The 18,935-nt window shown below is 33.1% G+C and carries 16 protein-coding genes; 3 read left to right on the top strand and 13 right to left on the bottom strand.

Going from position 1 to position 18,935, the window contains the following annotated elements; genetic code table 11:
* Nucleotides 1-579: 579 nt before the first annotated feature.
* From GHD00_RS04885 to GHD00_RS04910, 6 genes are all read right to left on the bottom strand, one after another.
* Complete coding sequence (locus tag GHD00_RS04885) at nucleotides 580-1,692, bottom strand: polysaccharide pyruvyl transferase family protein (protein ID WP_163537026.1); 1,113 nt, start codon at nucleotides 1,690-1,692, stop codon at nucleotides 580-582.
* A gap of 51 nt (nucleotides 1,693-1,743) precedes the next feature.
* The gene (locus GHD00_RS04890; protein ID WP_163537027.1) at nucleotides 1,744-3,171 is read right to left on the bottom strand and encodes a capsular polysaccharide export protein, LipB/KpsS family; all 1,428 of its coding nucleotides are present in this window, start codon (nucleotides 3,169-3,171) and stop codon (nucleotides 1,744-1,746) included.
* A gap of 23 nt (nucleotides 3,172-3,194) precedes the next feature.
* On the bottom strand, nucleotides 3,195-4,955 hold the full coding sequence (locus GHD00_RS04895) for a hypothetical protein (protein ID WP_163537028.1): 1,761 nt from the start codon (nucleotides 4,953-4,955) through the stop codon (nucleotides 3,195-3,197).
* A gap of 29 nt (nucleotides 4,956-4,984) precedes the next feature.
* Nucleotides 4,985-5,989, bottom strand: a complete 1,005-nt coding sequence (locus GHD00_RS04900; RefSeq protein ID WP_163537029.1) for an SDR family NAD(P)-dependent oxidoreductase — start codon at nucleotides 5,987-5,989, stop codon at nucleotides 4,985-4,987.
* A gap of 287 nt (nucleotides 5,990-6,276) precedes the next feature.
* Nucleotides 6,277-7,566, bottom strand: a complete 1,290-nt coding sequence (locus tag GHD00_RS04905; protein WP_163537030.1) for a surface carbohydrate biosynthesis protein — start codon at nucleotides 7,564-7,566, stop codon at nucleotides 6,277-6,279.
* Nucleotides 7,567-7,657: 91 nt separating this feature from the next.
* On the bottom strand, nucleotides 7,658-8,347 hold the full coding sequence (locus tag GHD00_RS04910) for a BMQ_0737 family morphogenetic spore coat protein (protein ID WP_163537031.1): 690 nt from the start codon (nucleotides 8,345-8,347) through the stop codon (nucleotides 7,658-7,660).
* A gap of 207 nt (nucleotides 8,348-8,554) precedes the next feature.
* Here GHD00_RS04910 and GHD00_RS04915 point away from each other — a divergent pair, with 207 nt between their 5' ends.
* A complete protein-coding gene (locus tag GHD00_RS04915; RefSeq protein ID WP_163537032.1) occupies nucleotides 8,555-9,109 on the top strand; it encodes a hypothetical protein in 555 nt (184 codons plus the stop codon).
* A 349-nt stretch (nucleotides 9,110-9,458) separates the two neighbouring features.
* Here GHD00_RS04915 and GHD00_RS04920 read toward each other — a convergent pair whose 3' ends face one another.
* From GHD00_RS04920 to GHD00_RS04935, 4 genes are all read right to left on the bottom strand, one after another.
* Nucleotides 9,459-10,712 carry a surface carbohydrate biosynthesis protein gene (locus GHD00_RS04920; protein ID WP_163537033.1) on the bottom strand — a complete coding sequence of 418 codons (1,254 nt, stop codon included), beginning with the start codon at nucleotides 10,710-10,712 and terminating at the stop codon, nucleotides 9,459-9,461.
* A 320-nt stretch (nucleotides 10,713-11,032) separates the two neighbouring features.
* On the bottom strand, nucleotides 11,033-11,338 hold the full coding sequence (locus GHD00_RS04925) for a hypothetical protein (protein ID WP_163537034.1): 306 nt from the start codon (nucleotides 11,336-11,338) through the stop codon (nucleotides 11,033-11,035).
* Nucleotides 11,331-11,918 carry a hypothetical protein gene (locus GHD00_RS04930; RefSeq protein WP_240468598.1) on the bottom strand — a complete coding sequence of 196 codons (588 nt, stop codon included), beginning with the start codon at nucleotides 11,916-11,918 and terminating at the stop codon, nucleotides 11,331-11,333. The genes GHD00_RS04925 and GHD00_RS04930 overlap by 8 nt, the downstream gene beginning before the upstream one ends.
* A gap of 116 nt (nucleotides 11,919-12,034) precedes the next feature.
* Entirely contained in the window at nucleotides 12,035-12,724 is a 690-nt protein-coding gene (locus GHD00_RS04935; protein WP_163537035.1) for a BMQ_0737 family morphogenetic spore coat protein, read from the bottom strand.
* A 284-nt stretch (nucleotides 12,725-13,008) separates the two neighbouring features.
* Between GHD00_RS04935 and GHD00_RS04940 the strand changes: the two genes are divergently transcribed.
* A complete protein-coding gene (locus tag GHD00_RS04940) occupies nucleotides 13,009-14,178 on the top strand; it encodes a hypothetical protein (RefSeq protein ID WP_163537036.1) in 1,170 nt (389 codons plus the stop codon).
* 3 nt (nucleotides 14,179-14,181) lie between these two features.
* Nucleotides 14,182-14,583 carry a M67 family metallopeptidase gene (locus tag GHD00_RS04945; RefSeq protein ID WP_163537037.1) on the top strand — a complete coding sequence of 134 codons (402 nt, stop codon included), beginning with the start codon at nucleotides 14,182-14,184 and terminating at the stop codon, nucleotides 14,581-14,583.
* Between the two features lie 637 nt (nucleotides 14,584-15,220).
* Here the strand turns inward: GHD00_RS04945 and GHD00_RS04950 are convergent.
* The 3 genes from GHD00_RS04950 to GHD00_RS04960 form a co-directional block, all read right to left on the bottom strand.
* Entirely contained in the window at nucleotides 15,221-16,396 is a 1,176-nt protein-coding gene (locus GHD00_RS04950) for an acylneuraminate cytidylyltransferase (RefSeq protein ID WP_205600706.1), read from the bottom strand.
* Nucleotides 16,397-16,665: 269 nt separating this feature from the next.
* The gene (locus GHD00_RS04955) at nucleotides 16,666-17,607 is read right to left on the bottom strand and encodes a hypothetical protein (protein WP_163537039.1); all 942 of its coding nucleotides are present in this window, start codon (nucleotides 17,605-17,607) and stop codon (nucleotides 16,666-16,668) included.
* A 293-nt stretch (nucleotides 17,608-17,900) separates the two neighbouring features.
* Complete coding sequence (locus GHD00_RS04960) at nucleotides 17,901-18,773, bottom strand: N-acetylneuraminate synthase family protein (RefSeq protein ID WP_205600707.1); 873 nt, start codon at nucleotides 18,771-18,773, stop codon at nucleotides 17,901-17,903.
* Nucleotides 18,774-18,935 lie beyond the last annotated feature (162 nt).

Consider the following 18,935-nt stretch of genomic DNA (forward strand, 5'->3'; position numbering starts at 1 on the left):
AGAGTTATAGATATAGAAGATGTTCAATCTTGGCCTCATATACTTAATGGGATGTATGATAAAGAATCAGCAATTGCAATCTTTAATTCATATTTCACTAACTACGGGAGAGAAAAAGCTAAAAAAGTTAAACCTACTAAATTAAAAAAGCTACTTAATTCTTTTTTCTGAATCAAGTAGCTTTTTTTGACTGTTTAAATACCATAAGCGGCCTCTTTCCTAAGTTTCTTGTGTTATTAGTTATTTGAAATTTCTAGATTTCTTACTTGTAAGTTTTTTTATTCCTTTTACACGATTGCTATTATACTCTCCTTTTGCCTCTTCTAAAGCGAGGTTTCAATAAATAACAGTTCAGAAGTATTAAATTGTCTCAATAACCTTATCATAATCTTCAAAATGATGTAAAACACTAAGAGATAAGATAACATCCGAACTTTCTTTTAGTAGAATACCTTTTCAAATCATTTGTGCTTACATGTTTTATTCCTTTACCATCTTACTCATACTCCATTCCGTATGTTCATGAAGAATAGTAACTCTTATTATCTTAATATCATAGTTCTTAAGATAACCAAGATATTAGCTAGGAATAAAATTTAGAAATGGTTTCATTTTTTCTTCCCACAATTGATCCACTATTTTTAATGAGTTCCTTGTCACCTCATACCCCGATTCCATTTCTTTTTCTAGTAGGTTATAGACAGCATCTGATGGGGGTTGCTTATGAAGCTCTAGTCTATATTTATTTGCTAGTTCCGGTAAAAGTTCCGCTAAAATAATCGCAAACTTTGGAGCTGCCTTATAACCAAGTCCGTTAATGGTAGCTAGATGTCCAGTCGACCTTCCATCCTCAGCAATCAGCAAACTCGGTTTTCTAGTTCTTAAAAACCAGATATGTGCATGAAGCCTAAATCCAACATGCAAATCAATATCATTGTAAAACTTTAATTTTTCTGCTCCACCAGATGCATCAATAATTTCTATAGGTGTATTGGACCATTTTTGTAGTAATCGTGAGTATAATCTACCTCGATATCCGTGAAGAACCAATTTAACTTGACATGAGTATCTTTTTTTTAGATTTAAAGCTATTTCGTAGGCTTTATCAAAATTATGTCTATTATGTGGGAGTGAAACAGCAATCGTGTTGATTCTTTGAGGCAAATTAGGTGTCCGGCCTATATAATCAGTGTCAAATAAACCAGGATCTCCGGTCGTTCCAAAACAAGAAATATGATGATTTTTCAGAATGTTTTCAGTGTAGATATCTCTACAAGATATCCGACTTTTCACAGCATTCTCTTTGTTAAATAGTTTATTAAATAACTGTATTTCAGGTTCAGCTAGCTTAACATTTTCAGACTGTGAAAAAGTTCCAGGGTAATGATTCCACCCGGCTCCAATTGCATAAACTGGAATATTATGTTGAAGAGCAAATTCCATATATTCATTACGATACCTTGGCGCAACCCCGCCATTACTTTCCCTTAGTTTCAAAGCTGGTGCTAAAATAGCCTTATAGTCTAGCATTAAGTCCTCTGTTGAATTTGTCTTTGTAATATACCTAGTATCTACTTTTACATTCTGACCTTTTATATCTTTTAATTGTTTGATTAAACTTTTTCCAATTAAATCATCTCCAGAATTTCTGGACCTATCAATGGGATATGTTGATAACAATAAATACTTCACTCAAGCCTCCACCCTCTCCTAAAAGCTTTCTTAGTGATCAAAATAATTGTTCTAACTGGTCAGCGCATCAATTAACTTTTTCAAACGTTCGCTCGACATACTGGTATCTGGATAAGCATAACGAATAAATTCTTCTCTTTTCTGTTTGACATAACTTGCCCAAATTGGATCATTAAAATATTTTAAAATCAATTTTCCTAATTTCTTTGGGTCTGTTTGAACCAATTCATCCAGGTCATCATAATACCCTGTATAACTTGGTATCTTATTGCCCAAAATAAATACAGGTTTTTGTGCTAGCATAGCTTCTAAGCCTACTGTAGATGTGTAAGAAACAACACAATCAACCTTATGAAGAACGTTATAAAGATCGAATGACTGTGTGGAATGGACAAACGGAAACTCCTTCGTCAATGGATGCGGGGGACTATTAGGAAAGTCTTTAATTAGTATATTTAAATTCTTTTGCTTAGAGATAGTTTTTATTAAAATTCTCCATTTATCGATATCTCGATTTCCTCTAACAACAATTAGTAAAGTCTTTTTACTTTTATCAACGCCTAATTGCTTGAAAAATTTATTCCGTGATATGGTAGGTGGCAAAAATGCATAGTCAAATCTTGGATGGCCGATAATTTTTACAGAGTCTTTTGGAGCTCCTCTTGCTTTATACCAATCAACCTCAAAATTTCCATAGACAGCATCCACAGTTGCAATTTTAGGTGTAAAACCAAATTCGTTTCCAATAATTCCGTGCTGCATACAGATAGTAGGTATTCCCTTTTCTAAAGCAGCTAAAGCTAATATTCTACTTATATAGCTATGAGTAGTAGATACTATTAAACAGGAAGCAGAAACTTCATCCAAAAACTTTAAAGACTGTTCAATACAATTAATAACTTCAGCTATTTTCTTTAATAACAAACTTTGAAAATTTTTTTCTTGATATAAATGATGATCTTGATAGGATTTCAACAAATTTCTGGCTTGATTTTGAATTTTAACAATATCTTTTTTGGTATCAATTTGATAATTGCTTAAATATTTAGTCGGAAGATTATACAGCTGTTTGTTTTTAATAGCTGAAACACTTGGTCTTTTTTTGTTTTTACTGCCAGCCATTATTATCATTGTACGTGATCGATCAAAATAATCTTTGAACGTTTTTTCTGGAAATCTAAGAACTGTATCATAATTAACGACTACTTTCCCGTGCTTATTTTTTACTAATGGTTTTTTCTTATGGGATTGTACATAATCATTAAAAACTTCTTGAATCTCTTTAGGAGCTTTAACTCGATTTCTTAATTGTTTACTAAAACCTTTATCATACAAGGCATTCCAAATTTTTGTATTATTTCTAATCAAGCTAGGAAAGTGAATGATATAAGATAATGTAAAACCTTTATAATTTAACGTTTGAAAATCTTGGATAAAATCAAGATATTGAGACCAATAATTTTTTACATACGTATTCATAATGCCTCCTTATACACATCATGCTAAGTGGTCAACTTGTTTATTAAGTTTTTCAATCGTGCTCCTGATTTGCTTAAATTAGGATAAGCATAAGCTAGGAATTTTTTACGTGTATTCGCTGCATAACTACTAATTTGTCGATTCGTAAAATAACTAATAATGAGTTTAGCTAATATTCGAGGATCAGCTTGAACTAGTTTACCTAGCCTTTTATAGTATCCTGTATAACCGGAAAAGTTCGTGTTCAAAATAAACACACTTTTTTGAGCAAGCATAGCCTCTAAGCCTACTGTGGATGAATAGGTAACGACTGCATCAACATGTGGAAATATATCATAAATAGTATAACCTTGTGTCGGATAAACAAATGAAAACTCTTTAGTTAATTTATGAGGCGTTTTACTTGGATAATTTTTAATGAGTATATTAAGATTTATTTTTTTCGAAATAGTCTGGATTAACGTTCGCCATTTGTCGTCATCTTCGCTTCCTCTAGCAGCAATCATTAATGTTTTCTTTTTTGGATCTAACCCTAATTTCCTATTGAATTGAGTACGTGTCATTTTAGGAGATGCAAACACTTCATCAAACCTTGGATGTCCGATAACCTCGGTAGATTGATCTGGGGCTCCCACTTTTTTGAACCAGTCTCTCTCAAAGTTTCCATATACTGCATCCACCGTTGCGATTTTCGGTATATATCCTAGTTCACTTGAAATGATCCCGTGCTGCATACAAATGGTTGGAATCCCCTTTTCCGCAGCCACTAAAGCTAATATACGATTAATAAAACTATGTGTTGTCGATACAACTATACAAGAAATTGGAACTTTATTAAGAAAATTTTTAGTCATTTCAATATGATTTATAACTGTAGCAATATTATTTAAAAACCAAGTTTGGAATTTTTTATTCTTGTAAAAATGGTGCCCCTTATAAGCTTTTAACATTTTTCTTGCCTGATTCTGTACCTGTGCTGCTGATTTATTTGTATCTATTGCGTAATTAAATAAATGATCGTAAGGAAATCTTTTTTGCAATGAAGTGTTCTTTTTCACTGCATTGTTCCTCTTTTTTACTGCATAGTTCTTTTTCCTTTGTTTCTCTGCATTTGTTAGTGATACAGCTTTCATTTTCTTATTGATAGGATTGGTACTTGATGGTCTAGCTTTGATCGCCTTCATATTACTACCTGATCTATATTTCTTATTTTTACTATTTAAAGATTGCTTTTTTGCATTCTTTCTTTTATTCTGTATTGATGAGCTTGTTTTTTTTACTGTGCGTTTATTATTAGTTGATGGGGCCGTTTTTTTCGCCTGGCTTTTTTTATTGGTTGATGGAGCAGGTTTTCTTGACCTACTCTTTTTACCGCTAGTTTTTTTCACCTTGCTTTTATTACGAGGTGAGCTAGTTTTTTTTCCCTTGGTTAGTAAAATAGTATTGGATGGATCCAAAAAATCATTTAACGTATGTGGTGGAAAACGGAGTAACTTATCAACATGTATGACAACTTTTCCATGTTTATTTTTTACTAACGGTTTTTGGTGTGATTGGATGAAATGATTAAACACCTCTTGAAACTCTTTTGGATCATTAACTCGATGTTTTAATTTCCTTATATAATTTTTATCCTTTAATTCATTCGAAATTTTATCATTATTAAGAATCAAACTAGGTAAATGACATAAATAAGGTAAGGAAAATCCTTTATAAATCAATTTCTCAAAATCTTTTATAAAATCAAGATACAGAGACCAATAATTCCTTGAAAATGTATCCATAGTAACCTCCTGACTTACTCTACCTATTTTTAAATTAACGCTGCTTCTTTAAGCAATAAACGTAATTCATTAGTGTTGATCGTTTCTTGACTACTAGAACTGTACGTTCCCGTTTTAGCCTTTTTAGCATGACGATATCTGTCTTCTCCACTTGAACTTCCGGGGATGATGAACATATCAGGTAACTCCCAAGCTAATATTGATTCATCGTATGTCATCAACTCTTCATACATTTTTTCTCCTGGTCTAAGCCCTGTCACTTCTATATCAATTTCTTCCCTTATTATTTGATGTTTTTTGCATGTTTCTTCTATTAAAATATCAGCTAAATCTCCTAAGTTAATGACAGGCATTTTTAATACAAACACTTCACCGCCCTTTGCTTCCTTTAGAGCCTTAATTGTTAATTCAGTTGCCTGATTTAAAGTCATCATGAAACGTGTCATATTTTTATCTGTAATGGAGACCTTCTTATTCTTAAGAATACTTTCTTTAAAAAGAGGAATGACTGAACCTCTTGAACCCATTACATTACCGAACCGTACACTAGCAAATATCGTTTCATTCTCTTTTCTGTTCCATTCAGCAGCTGAAATTAACCTTTCTGCAATAAGTTTTGTTGCTCCATATGAATTAGTGGGCGAAATAGCTTTATCTGAACTTGTAAAAATGACTTTTTTCACATTTTGGGAGATAGCCGCTTGCATTACATTATGAGTACCATGAACATTTGTTTTTACAGCTTCATACGGATTGTTCTCACAAGAATCCACCCGTTTCATCGCAGCCAAATGCAACACATAATCAATGTCCTTCATTGCATTTAGCAAAGTATCGTATTCGCGAATATCTCCAATGATAAAACTTAATTTATCACTATTACCGAATTCATCTTGAAGTTTGTGTTGCTTATATTCATCCCGACTAAATATGTTTATCACTTGTGGATTTTCTTTTATCAGATGTTTTATTACACTTTTACCTATTGTTCCGGTACCACCGATAACCAATATTTTTTTTCCTTCAAAATACACAACTTCTCCCTCTTTCCTAACTATATTATTCGTTTACTCTAAGGAAGGATAAATACTTACTTTATATGTATATTAAGAAAGAAAATATCAGTTAAAGACCACAGCCTATTATTTAAACCCATTTTAAAGAAAACTCGGCGATTGCCGAGCCTCTGGCGAGAGCAGAGCCGTAGTTACACTTATCTATCTTCCTATAATGGTCCACTACGTCGAGAATGCTTCCTTGCTGACCATTTGTACTTTCTGATACGGTAATACAAAACCGGGCAACTTACCTGGTACAACCATCACTTTGCCTGAATTTTAAAAAGATTGTTTCCTAATTTATTTATACAAATGTGATTGTTTTTACCCTCTATTTCATCTAATTTGTTAAAGAAATCCTGTATTTCTTTTTCTGTTAAAGAAAAACGTTGCTTCCCGCCCTTTACACCTTTGTTATGGAATAATTTTTTGGAAAGAGAAACTTTGTCGAATACCGGAGGTGGTAATGGAATCGTGTTACATAATCGAAGGATAGATTCATAAGAATAATTTTCTGTTGACCATTCGCAATAATGAAACAAGTCTTTTTCGTTCCTATCTATATCATTTTCATTGATATTTTTAGTATTGTCTTTCTCATGTAATACATTTCTCAATTTAATATGCAATTCTTCCATATTAGTCGCCTTTATTCCTAATTGATTTGGAAGGTTCACCTCATTCTTATTAGAGATAGGAGGCATATAGGATATTACCGGTTTACCAAGCAAAAATGCTTCAATACCCGATGTACACCCATTGTGTATCACAACTTTAGCAGCCAATAGCCATTTGATAATGTTACCTTCATGTATCACATGTGCATTTTTATAGGCGGAGAAAGCTTGACAGTAAGTTTCAAAGTTTTCTCCTGGATGTGGCCTGATAACAAAATTAGTATCAGGGAATTTCTCACACATTACTTTAATCATTTCAACAAATTTATAATATAATGTTTTAATATGCTTATAATATACGTTATCTTTCATTCCTTTTTTAGAATTATATCTAGAAAATCTTGTGTTAATTAAAATAAAATCCCCATATTTGTTTATTAACTTTTCAGCATCCTTTTTATAAAGGCTTCTAAATTTTGGTTTTAAAAGATCAAGCCGTGGATTACCTACGATATAGCACTTCCCTTTATAATCAGGATTCACCCTAGTAATGACTTCTTTCTGGAAGTGTCCCCAACAGTATTCCTGTGTGACTAACGGAAGCAATTCTTTTCTCAATCTGTTTTGAAGATAATTTTTAGGTTGGATAAGTAAACCTTCTTCATCTAATTCAACCACTGAATGTCCATTTCTTTTGGCATTCGTGATAATCCTTTTTCTAAAACCATGCGGATAGCCTTTTGAAAAAAATATCCCTTTAGGGTATATCCCAGATGCTAATTCCACCATTATATGATCACCTATGACAACATTATAACCTTCTATAACTGCATAATATGCGAGTAACAACTTCGCATCTAATTCCCTTACTTTTTGCTCTACAGGTAAGTATAACCATCTATTGTATTTTTCCACTGCTATACAACCCTTCTCCATATGAATAATTCCTATAACCCAAAACAGTAAATGATCGCCTTCATAGAAAAAAGAGAGGAGTATTTCCTCTCTTTAACCCTACTTTTAAAAATTACCCGATATCATTTGTATCGCCATTCCCATTGTTAGGAAATACGGCAGGACATTGTTGTGGCATGGTTGGCGCAGGGCATGGCGGGAATGGTAGTATATCTCTTGGTTGACAGAAGTCAGCAACTATTTCAAGTGTGACATCAAAAGTGGATTGAATGCTTTGACATAGACGAACTGTCACAGTCACATCAAGTTCATCCACCTCAGTCGTTGTTCCGGGATCACACGCTGCTGTACAAACAAAACAGTCTAAATCAGTATAAGTTACATCTACGTCAGTACCGTCCGGTGCACATAAAATGACCTGCTCACAGCGGGTAAATTCTACAGTACCGACTTCGACTGTGGCTCCTCCAAGCTCTGGTACTAAGTCAACAAAAATAGTGACGTCAAAGTTTTTACGAAGGTTTACTATTTGTAATGTCACTTCTTCTCCATCAACAGTAAACACTTGATCTTCTCGATCCAAAACAACAATCGGATCTACTTCAGCAGGAGCAACCGTACATGTAACAGTATCCAGATCAATATCGTCACACTCTAATTGATCACCAGTGACAGGGTTAACCGGTAATTCTAAATCATTTAAACTTAGATCAAAAGTTGCTTCATTAAGGATCCAATCAAATACTTTCTCTGTGTTAATACACAGAAGTTCCTGACCCCCAGTTAGATTATCTGACTGCATCTAGTAGACACCTCCAAATAAGATTAATTTCATTTATAGCCTATGACAGCTCACAACAAAACGTTAATGAATTAGTGGAAAAAATTGATACATTTGTCACGAATTAATGATGCATCAATAATATGTTAATGGGTTCTTAAATGGGCAAACGTGTTATTTTTTGGTCAATGGTAAACTAAAATCATCATTTGAAAGGGGAATAAAAGAATGGAAGGTAATCAAAATAATCAAATAGAAAAATTAACGGGATATGGGAAGCAGATGTACAACATTTCAGACAAAATTCAGAATATTAATGACTCATTAAACCAATTAAAGCAAGAGGTGAATTTGATTAAGAGTGAAGTAGAAGAAATACGTGTTAATGAATTACTTGAAAAGATGGATATGGTAATGAATAAAACAGATGAGAATTTAACAAATATACAAACGGAAGTTTATTCACAGAAAGAAGAACTTTCTCAACTTGAAGATCACATGAAACAAAATACTCCTAACAAACCAAAAAGTCGTAAACCTTCAGAATATAGACAATTACAAAATATGCTGCGATCTGTTAACAATGTGGGGCAAACTTCCAACCAAATCAACAGTAGCATGTCAAATAGAAGCACTTTTAATCAAACGACATCTATCAATCAAAAATCTCGACGCACTGGCCAGAACACCATTCCAACGAGCAAAGGAAAAAAGATGTTTCGAGGCTCCCAATATGATTTAAACAAAAATACTATTACCCGTATCTCCACTTCAAAAAAATAAAATGATCAATCAAGCAATGTTAAGCCCCTTTTTTATAGAACGATTTCATTAGCCCAAACTTTTTTTATAAAAAATACTATAATGCACTATAACCAAACAGGGAGCTGATAATTATGAAGGGAAAAAAAGTGAATAAGATAGTAAGCAACTCTAAACATATAAGACATACTAATCAGCCCATAGAAATTAATTCGTCATCGATTAAAAGAAGAACGATAAGACGAAGAGGCGGCTGTGGCTGCAGGAAATCAGTTTAGTCAATTCTTAAAATTAGAAACAGATGAGATGATTTTATCAAACACGTTTTCCTAAGTATGAGGCGCTTAAAATAAACTGCTTTAACTAGATATTACCTTTTTTGAATTTGATACAGGTTATTTCCTAACTTCCTTATAATAAGATGACTACTCTCCCCCTCTATCTCATCTAATTTCCTGTAAAAATCCTTGATTTCTTTTTCTGTTAGCGAGAAGCGGCGTTTCCGTTTCTTATTACCTTTCATAAGAAATGGCATTTTGGTCAAGGATAATTTTTTTGGTTGTGGCGGCAGTTGAATCCTATTACATAAACGTAGAATAGATTCATAGGAAAAATTGTCCTTTGACCAGTTACAATAGTAAAACAAACCTTTTTCGCTCTGATCCATTTGCTTTGCATGATCTTGGGGTTCGTTCTTATATAGTATATCCTCTAGACGAGCATTTACTTCATCTTTATTAGAAGCCTTAAATCCCAGTTGATTAGGAATATTCATCTCATTTGAGGTGAAAGGTACATAGGAGATTAATGGTTTTCCAAGCAGAAATGCCTCAATACCTGAGGTACAACCATTGTGTATAATGACTTTAGCAGCCAAAAGCCACTTAATAATGTTCCCTTCATGAACCACATGTACGTTATGATTACCAGCGAGAGCTTTACGGTAAGATGCAAAGTTTTCTCCTGGATGCGGTCTAATGATAATATTTATATTCGGAAATTTTTCGCATGTTTCTTTAATCATTTCCAAAAAGATGTAATATAATTGTTTGATATGTTTAAAATGAATGTTATCTTTCTTCCCTTTTGCTGCATTATATTGAGAAAATCTCGTATTGATTAAAATAAACTCTCCATATTTATTTATGATTTGTTCTGTATCTTCTTTATAGATACTCATAAATTTCGGTTTTAAAAGATCGAATCGTGGATTTCCAACAATATGGCACTTCTTTTTATAATCTGGATTCGCTCCAATAATAACTTCTTTTTGATATGATCCCCAACAGTATTCCTGTGTGACTAACTGAAGCATATCTCTTCTCATTCTATCTCGAAGATATTGTTTCTCTTTAAAAAGTAGCCCTTCCTCATCCAATTCAACTATCTCGTGACCATTTTTTTTGACATTTGTAATAATCCTTTTTCTAAATCCATGTGGACCGCCTTTTGAAAAGAAAATCCCTTTTGGATATTCCTCTGCTGCTAATTCAACCATGATATGATCACCAAGAACAACTTGATATCCTTCCTTGGCGGCATAATAGGATAATAGTAACTTAGCATCTGATTCTCTAACTTTTACTTCTACAGGTAAATATAACAATCCTTTATTTTTTTTCACCTTTGTACAACCCTTCTAGAATAATATACTAAGAAAAACTTGGTTCGCTCTTATTCCTTGTATAATTGGCGAGCTTCATCACCGATGATATGATTCGGGTGAACGGAAGGCGACGACTCCAGCGGGAAAGCATGTGTCCGAAGACCCCGCAGAGCGAAGCATGAGCTCGGGGAGGCTGAGGCCATGCCCGCGGAAAGCGTTCGCCTGAAGAGAACCCGAACGGTGGGATAGCATCCAAAATAGAACACTATGGTAGAGAAAACTTGTCGATTGCCCAACCTTGATGAAGTCAGAGACGTAGTTACGCTTTTAACCCTAAACTAAGTTCTTTCCTTTAAAATATCGATCATTTCTTCAAATGCCGCTTTGCTTTCCTCTATCATGGAGTCCAGAGACAGAGAAATTTCCTCTAAATCAGGTGATGGGTCTTCATACCTTGAACCATTAGCTTGTTGATTCTCTAAATGCATAAACATATAAGTCATTAACATATTGAGCGTGTTATTCTCTAAAAAAATAAAACTATTATTATCCTTTTGCTGACTTTCATTGTTTAACCGGTCGGTATATTGTCTCATAGAATTCCGAATCAGTTGTTGCATCAACTCATTGTTTTTGTTATTCATCCTCATATACCTCCTTCTCATCATCAACATTGTCTACCTTACCATTAATGTTGATTTGATTCAGAGCATTTATTCCCTGAGTAATCTCATCCCCATATGTAAAACCTTGTATGCTGCCTGAATAAGAGGCTTCTGGAAGCCATTTGATTTGAAAGTTAGGAAATGTTACTGTCTCGGAAGGTTCAAGTGTACGCTTATCATTCGGTTTTAGCCAAAATTCTTCTTTATCTGTCGGTTCATTAAGTCTCTCCCATGCATTTGTTAATCGGACTGTTTGCCTTGAATTTTTATACAAATATTTACCAGAAAAATCGAAAACAGAATCTGAAGATACTTTTATACAAATATATGGATTAGTAAGCGGCTCACCTCCTATATTTTGAATGTGATAGGAACCAAGGCAAAAATTTTCACGTCCAGGTTCATGGGATATATTTAAAGAATAGGTGAAGTAACTAATAACTTGAAATTTTTTCGATGCTTTTATTTCCGTAACTAATGATTTCATTTCTTTTAGGTAAGAAGTATTCATTTCTTGCCAATTCAACATTTTCTTACGTACATCATTCATTTTATCCATAAAATCATTCACCTCCACAAAGGATATTGAGTTAAATCCTTATTTCTCTTATGCTTTCTGATAGAATAAAAATAAAGAGAGGAGTATTTTCCTCTCTTTAAACCTATGCTGAAAAATTATCCGTTATCACCTGTATCGCCATTCCCATTGTTAGGGAAAACGGCAGGGCATTGTAGTGGAATGGTTGGTGCTGGACATGGCGGGAATGGTAGTATATCTCTTGGTTGACAGAAGTCGGCAACAAGCTCAAGCGTTACAGGAAAAGTGGATTGAATACTTTGGCATAGACGAACTGTCACAGTCACATCCAGTTCATCCACCTCAGTTGTTGTTCCAGGATCACACGCTGCTGTACAAACAAAGCAGTCTAAATCAGTAAAAGTTACATCTATGTCTGTACCCTCCGGTGCACATAAAATGACCTGCTCACAGCGGGTGAATTCTACAGTACCGACTTCGACTGTTGCTCCTCCAAGCTCTGGTACTAAGTCTACAAAAATAGTTACTTCAAAGTTTTTGCGAAGGTTCACAATTTGTAATGTCACTTCTGCCCCATCAACTACAAATACCTGATCTTCTCGATCCAATACCTCGATCGGATTGTCTTCAGCAGGAGCAACCGTACATGTAACAGTATCAAGATCAACATCGTCACACTCTAATTGATCACCAGTTACAGGGTTGACCGGTAAATCTAAGTCATTTAAAGTTAGATCAAAAGTTGCTTCGTTTAGAATCCAGTCAAATACTTTCTCTGTGTTAATACACAGAAGTTCCTGCCCTCCAGTTAAATTATCTGCTTGCATTATGCAAACACCTCCAAATAAGATTAATGTCCTTATAGCCTATGACAGTACCCTACAAAACGTTTTAGTGAATTAGCGGAAATATCATGATATTTAGGAAGTTGGGTGAATATCATACTTACAATAGTACTCCGCAATTGCACAACAACAACCATGACTTACAGTAGTGCTTAAGGTTAGAACGCAAGGGCAGAACGTTTCCAATTAGCAAAAACATAGCACATCTGTCACGATTTGATGTTTCATCAATATTATATTAATGTACTGAAAAAGGGTGAATACTCATGTATCAATATAGGCTGTATAACTCTGAAGACGTTGGGAAATTAAAACGAGATCTAGAAGTCTATAAATCTACGTTAGAATCCTTAGATTCGAGTGAGGAATCCAAATATCTCAAGACGCAAAGGGAATTATATGATTTAAAATTAAAATTTTCTAAATTTAAAGGGGAAATGAAGGTTATGGAAGAAATGTATCAAGAGAAAATAACCGAGTATGAAAAGCAGGAGCAAATACTTTCCGGGCAAATACAATCTATTAATAATTCTATAAATCAACTAAAACGAGACGTGAACTTAATTAAAGGTGAAGTGAAAGAAATGCGTTTTAAAGAAATGCATGAAAAGATGAATATGGTAATTAGTAAGACAGAAGATAATTTAACAAATATTAAAAATCAAATCGATACACAAAAACAAGAATTTTCACAACTAAAAGAACAGGTGAAATCAAACCCTCCTAAGAAAACAACTCGTCGTAGAATGTCAGAATACAGACAATTACAAAATATGCTGCAATCTAATAATATGAATCAAGCTTCCAACCAAACTAATAATAGCATGACAAATAGAAGTAGAAATCAATCAACATCAATCAACCATAAATCTCGTCGAACAAGATCTTTTGACAATAATCAAAATACTATATCAATAAATAAAGGAACAAAAACCTTTCACAGTTCTCAATATGGCTTAAACAAGAATATCATTACCCGAACGTCTACACCAGAAAAACCAAAAAAAGTAAATAATGACAGTAATAAGCATTACAACGAAAAAACTTCCGAATCTAAGAAGGAAAAAACTTCTTCTCTTTCCAACGATAATTCTACAAAAAAAAGCATAGAAACACCTCTGAATACTAAAAACCACTCAGAAAAGAATATAGAGCAACCTCAAAAACAAGACACAAACCGTGTATCTACCGATAACAATACTTCTCCAAACACAACAGACGAACCCATTTCAAATAAAACAGATAAGACTAATCAAGGTATTACCGCTACAAAAAATACGACAGACGAAAATTCTATTTCTACAAAAACTAAAACAAAAGAAGGCTTCACATCTACAGAAAAACAAAATAATGAAAAAAATCAACGAGATGATCAGGAGCAATCAAGCATAAAAAAAGATTTGGCTTCATTCTTTAACATCTTCAGGAAGGGTTAAAATATGAATAAAAAAAAGATCATTATACCGCAATTCATTTATAATAAAATGCTTGAAAATGGCAGGTCACATCTACCCTATGAATCATGCGGCTTGTTATCGGGTAAGGATAATCATGTTCTGTCCATATGGCCATTGAAAAACGAAGTGAAGTCAGTAAGCCGTTTCTTTGTTAAAAAGGAAATAGTTGAGGAATCCATACAAAAAATAAAACAACTGGAAGAACAGGTATTAGCCATTTATCACACTCATCCAACTACAGACCCTGTTCCTTCCAGTTATGATGTTTTAAATCATTCTGATGATAATGTAGATATGGTTATTATTTCATATAAAACAAATTCACCAAAAACAAAATGGTATCACATTCAAGGCTCCAATTATGTTGAGCGCCTTTTTTTATAGATCCTTCCTAATCGTCCAACCTCTTTTGCATCTTTAATACTATAATGCACTATAAAAGAAGGGAGCTGATACAAATTGAAAGCAAAAACAATAAGAAGAAAAGTAAAACCTGTCAAACGTTCTAATCAACCGATTGAAATCAATTCCTCAACCATTAAAAGAACAACGATAAAACGAAAAGGTGGCTGCTGCCTGAAATAATTTAGTTATAAAAAATCTCCTTCAAATAGGATTAAAGAACGACTTTATTACTGGATAAATGTGTCCAATCTATATCTACATGCTGTTTGTTCTCCTATCCCATAAATTATTAATAAGTGACAGAATAAAGAGCATGTTTTTCACATGCTCCATTCTTTTGAATTTTTTATCCTCCTCTCAAAAACTATTACCCACTATTTTTCAAGTTTTATGCACCTATTTCACATAATCCTTCGTTAAAATAATCCCTACTATAGAATTTCCTTTATACAAATAATTGTTACCCTACTAATTCTGCCAATTTCAAAGGTTTCAAAAGTCTATGTTTTTTGGGGCAAATGAAATTTCATTGATCAACATGCTAGATAGGTATCTTTTAAGCTTTGCAAAAGGTATACTTTTCTTTTATTTGTTATACTTAAATGGATACTATATATTAATCTTTAGCATTTAGAAGTATTTCTGCAACTTCTCTAATAGCACCTTTACCTCCATCAACTTTAGTAACATAATCTGCCGCGTCTTTAACACTTTCTATTCCATCATTTACTGTACAGCCGAATCCTACAGCTTTTATTACTTCTAGATCATTGATATCATCACCAATATAAGCAATTTCATCATAACTTAAATCAAACTTCCCACACATTTCATCAAGAATTTTCATTTTATTTTTAATACCGAGATATACTATATCAACCTTCATTTTTGCTGCTCTTCTTTTAACTAATTCAATATTTTCTCCTGTTATTATACCAGTTTTTAATCCTTTTTCTTGTAACAGTTTAAAACCCATGCCGTCTTTTGTATTAAACTTTTTGAGTTCATGTCCCGTTTCTGAATAATACATTCCCCCATCAGTTAACACTCCATCACAGTCTGCCAATAAACATTTAATATTACGTATTTTTTCATTTCCGCAAGATTTTTGGCCTGTTGTCCTTTTGAGTAAGTTTTCGACTAATATCCAATCATTAGGTTCATCTATTTCATAATAAGATTCCTCTCGCAATTCTACGGTAGCCACATTTCCTGAAATACGACACTTAGTTTTTAGTAATCTATTTCTCGATGTAATATAAAAAGCACCATTTTCAACTAAAAAACCATCAAACTCTTGTCTTCGCGGCCTATTCAACGGATCATAATTCACTGGTTTCGCAGTAAGGTTTGATTTTTCCCATATAAACCGTTTTTGCCTAACAACAGATAGGACACTATCAATTGTTACATGGCTATATTTTTCAATACCTTTATTTAAATCCCTACTAGTCAAAAGTGGAGAAGTAGCTTGTACTAAAACAATATCTTCAAAATAATAATTTGATGCAAATTCAAGCATTACTGACTCAGTACTTGCTGAATCCGTAGATACATCTTTAGAGCGACCTATTACCATTATTTTATCAGACCCGTATTGATTAACCGTGTATTTTATTTCATTACTATCCGTAGCGACTACAACCTTATCAATTTTTTCACAATTAACAGCAGCATCTAAAACCCAATATACTAGTGGACGTCCATTAATTTTTTTTACATTTTTTAGTGGAATAGATTTACTCTTCCCTCTTAAAGGTATAAATGCCACTGTCTTGCCAATTCTGCTCACCATTTATCTCTCCCCATACTTTAACTTTGGAAACTTTTTCAATAAATTAGGACTTCATTTTTTATAGTCTAAAGCTTTCCTTTGTAGAAGTAATACCAAACTCTTCACACCATTCTTTTAGCTATGCAAGTTGTTCAACCCTGAACTCTAAATATTCTCTGTGCTGAGCATAGGTATCACCTAAAGAACGAATGGGATTTGGATATGATGCATTTTATTGTTATGGCGTTAGTAACTCCTTGTTATTTCTAATTAATTAATAAATTAAATTACTTATCTAAATATGGTTCGACATATTTTTCTTCCATTAATTCGACATATTTTTCTGGAGTTAATTTTAGTACCGATTTAAGTGTTTTGTCAGCCTGAAATTGCTTCATTTTCCAAAGATTTTTCACAAAATTAAATTGTGTAATAATGTCATGTGCAGCAAATGAATACCATAAACTACGGTTCTCTTTTCGTTTATTATGATAACCATTATAATGTGGTGTATTTGAAAGGTATAAGTTATTGTGGAAAACTTTTATAAACTTCGGATTGAAATGGAGAATATCAAATAAGACATTAGGAAGAAGGAGTGAACTACCATTAAATAAAAATTCTTCAGGTGACCTAAACTTTCTGCCTTTATGAGCAGCTATCAATTTATTCTGAAAACTATGCTTTAAAGATTTAAAACACGTAAAGTCTAATGCATTAAGAAAGTTAATATTATCCAACCGCTTTAAGTTCCCAACAGTTCCATTATTATAATACGAAACATTTATTCTATTACCAAATCCTTCGCTTGGTAGATGGTTATCTCCTATATAATTGAACCTAACCACAATATCAAAAGAATTAATCTCAGCTGATAAATCCTCCTCTATTGGTGCAGGTCCGACAATAGCTATTGTTTTACCATTTATATAATTAAAAAATGCCTGATCTTCTGAAAAAAGCTTCTTACTTAATTTACTTGTTAGTTCTTTATCTCCTTTTAATATAGAATAGAGAATTTCCATTCTGTTTAAGCGTGATTTTTCTAATGAATTTTTCTTTAAACTTAGAAGAGCCTGATTGGCTTTATCCAGGTCACCTTGATCAATATATGCTTTAAAGCCTTGTATTAATGTATTACTGTTCATTGTATAATCTAATAATTGATATGCACTTTTGATAGATTTATTTCGTGCAATATTAGCAACCTGAAATAAACCGTTGTTCATACATAAGAACACCAAAAGATTCCATCTAATTGAAGGTAATAATGTTGCGTCTAGTTTTATTGTACTGTAAACAAGAGTATTTGAATAATTCGTGTTATAATTATTCAAATTAAGCCTCTCTTCAATCGACTTCAGAAGAATATTAATATAATTTTCTGGTAACCCCTTGTAGTTTTTTAAGGAACTTTTAAATATATCGTTTAACATTGAGACCCCTGACTGAAAGGCTTCTTCAGTCCCAATTTTCAATTTGCTTACTAGCTTAGATTGTACTTCCCTTTTGTTAACCAAGCTTATCTCTCCCTGTACTTTAACTTCTGTCTTTGTACTTTTTCAATATCTAAGATTTCTTCTTTTTTATAGACTAATGCTTTATTTGTAGCAACTAAATCCCTTTTTAACCTTCTCATTCCATCAGGCTCTAATGATGCAGCATGATCCGTGCCCTTCCAAGTTCTATCTAAAGTGTAGTGTCTTTCGATTGTATTAGCACCTAATGTATAAGCAGCTATGTCTACCGCAATCCCTTTATGGTGACCTGAAAATCCTATATCTTTAACTCTTGTTCCAAACTTCTCTTTTATACGGGTAATTTCTAGTAATGCTACATCTTCAAACGGAACAGGGTAGCCTGATGTACAACTATAGATAACTAGATCTTTGTTACGCCCTTTATCTTCAAACAATTTAACAATCTTTTCTTCTTCTTCGTGTGTTGTCATTCCAAAGGAAAGGTGAATTTCTCCATTATAGTTGTCACATAACCAATTTAACATTTCGAAATGATTATTACATGCAGACGGGATTTTAATTAGTTCTGGATCTAATGAAGCTATTTCTTTAGCAGATGTTAAGTCCCATACAGAGGTATTATAAGTAATACCAAACTCCTCACACCATTTTTTTAGTTGTGCATGTTGTTCAACGCTGAACTCTAAATATTCTCTATGTTCTCCATAGGTATGACCATAGGAATGAATTGGATTTGGATGTGGAGCATTATACTGTTCTGGTGTTAATAACTCTTTGTTATTTCTTTTTTGAAATTTAATGATATCTGCTTTACAAAAAATAGCAGCAATTTTAATAAGTTCCTTTGCTATTTCCATGTTACCTTTATGATTACACCCTGCTTCTGCAATTATTTTGGGTGTATTAAAACTCACCTAATACCCCTCCTTTTTATCTACATTCTCATAGCTTCTAAATATATTAAATTTCAACTCTTATATTTAAATATGTTTCAAATAATGCTGTTGTTACATATTATAAGAAAATTGGGGGAAATAAAGGCAGCTCACCTATGGATAGAGTTCTTGAAGACCAGA

It is taken from the genome of Gracilibacillus sp. YIM 98692, assembly GCF_010993965.1.
In the GTDB taxonomy this organism is placed as follows: Bacteria; Bacillota; Bacilli; order Bacillales; family Amphibacillaceae; genus Gracilibacillus.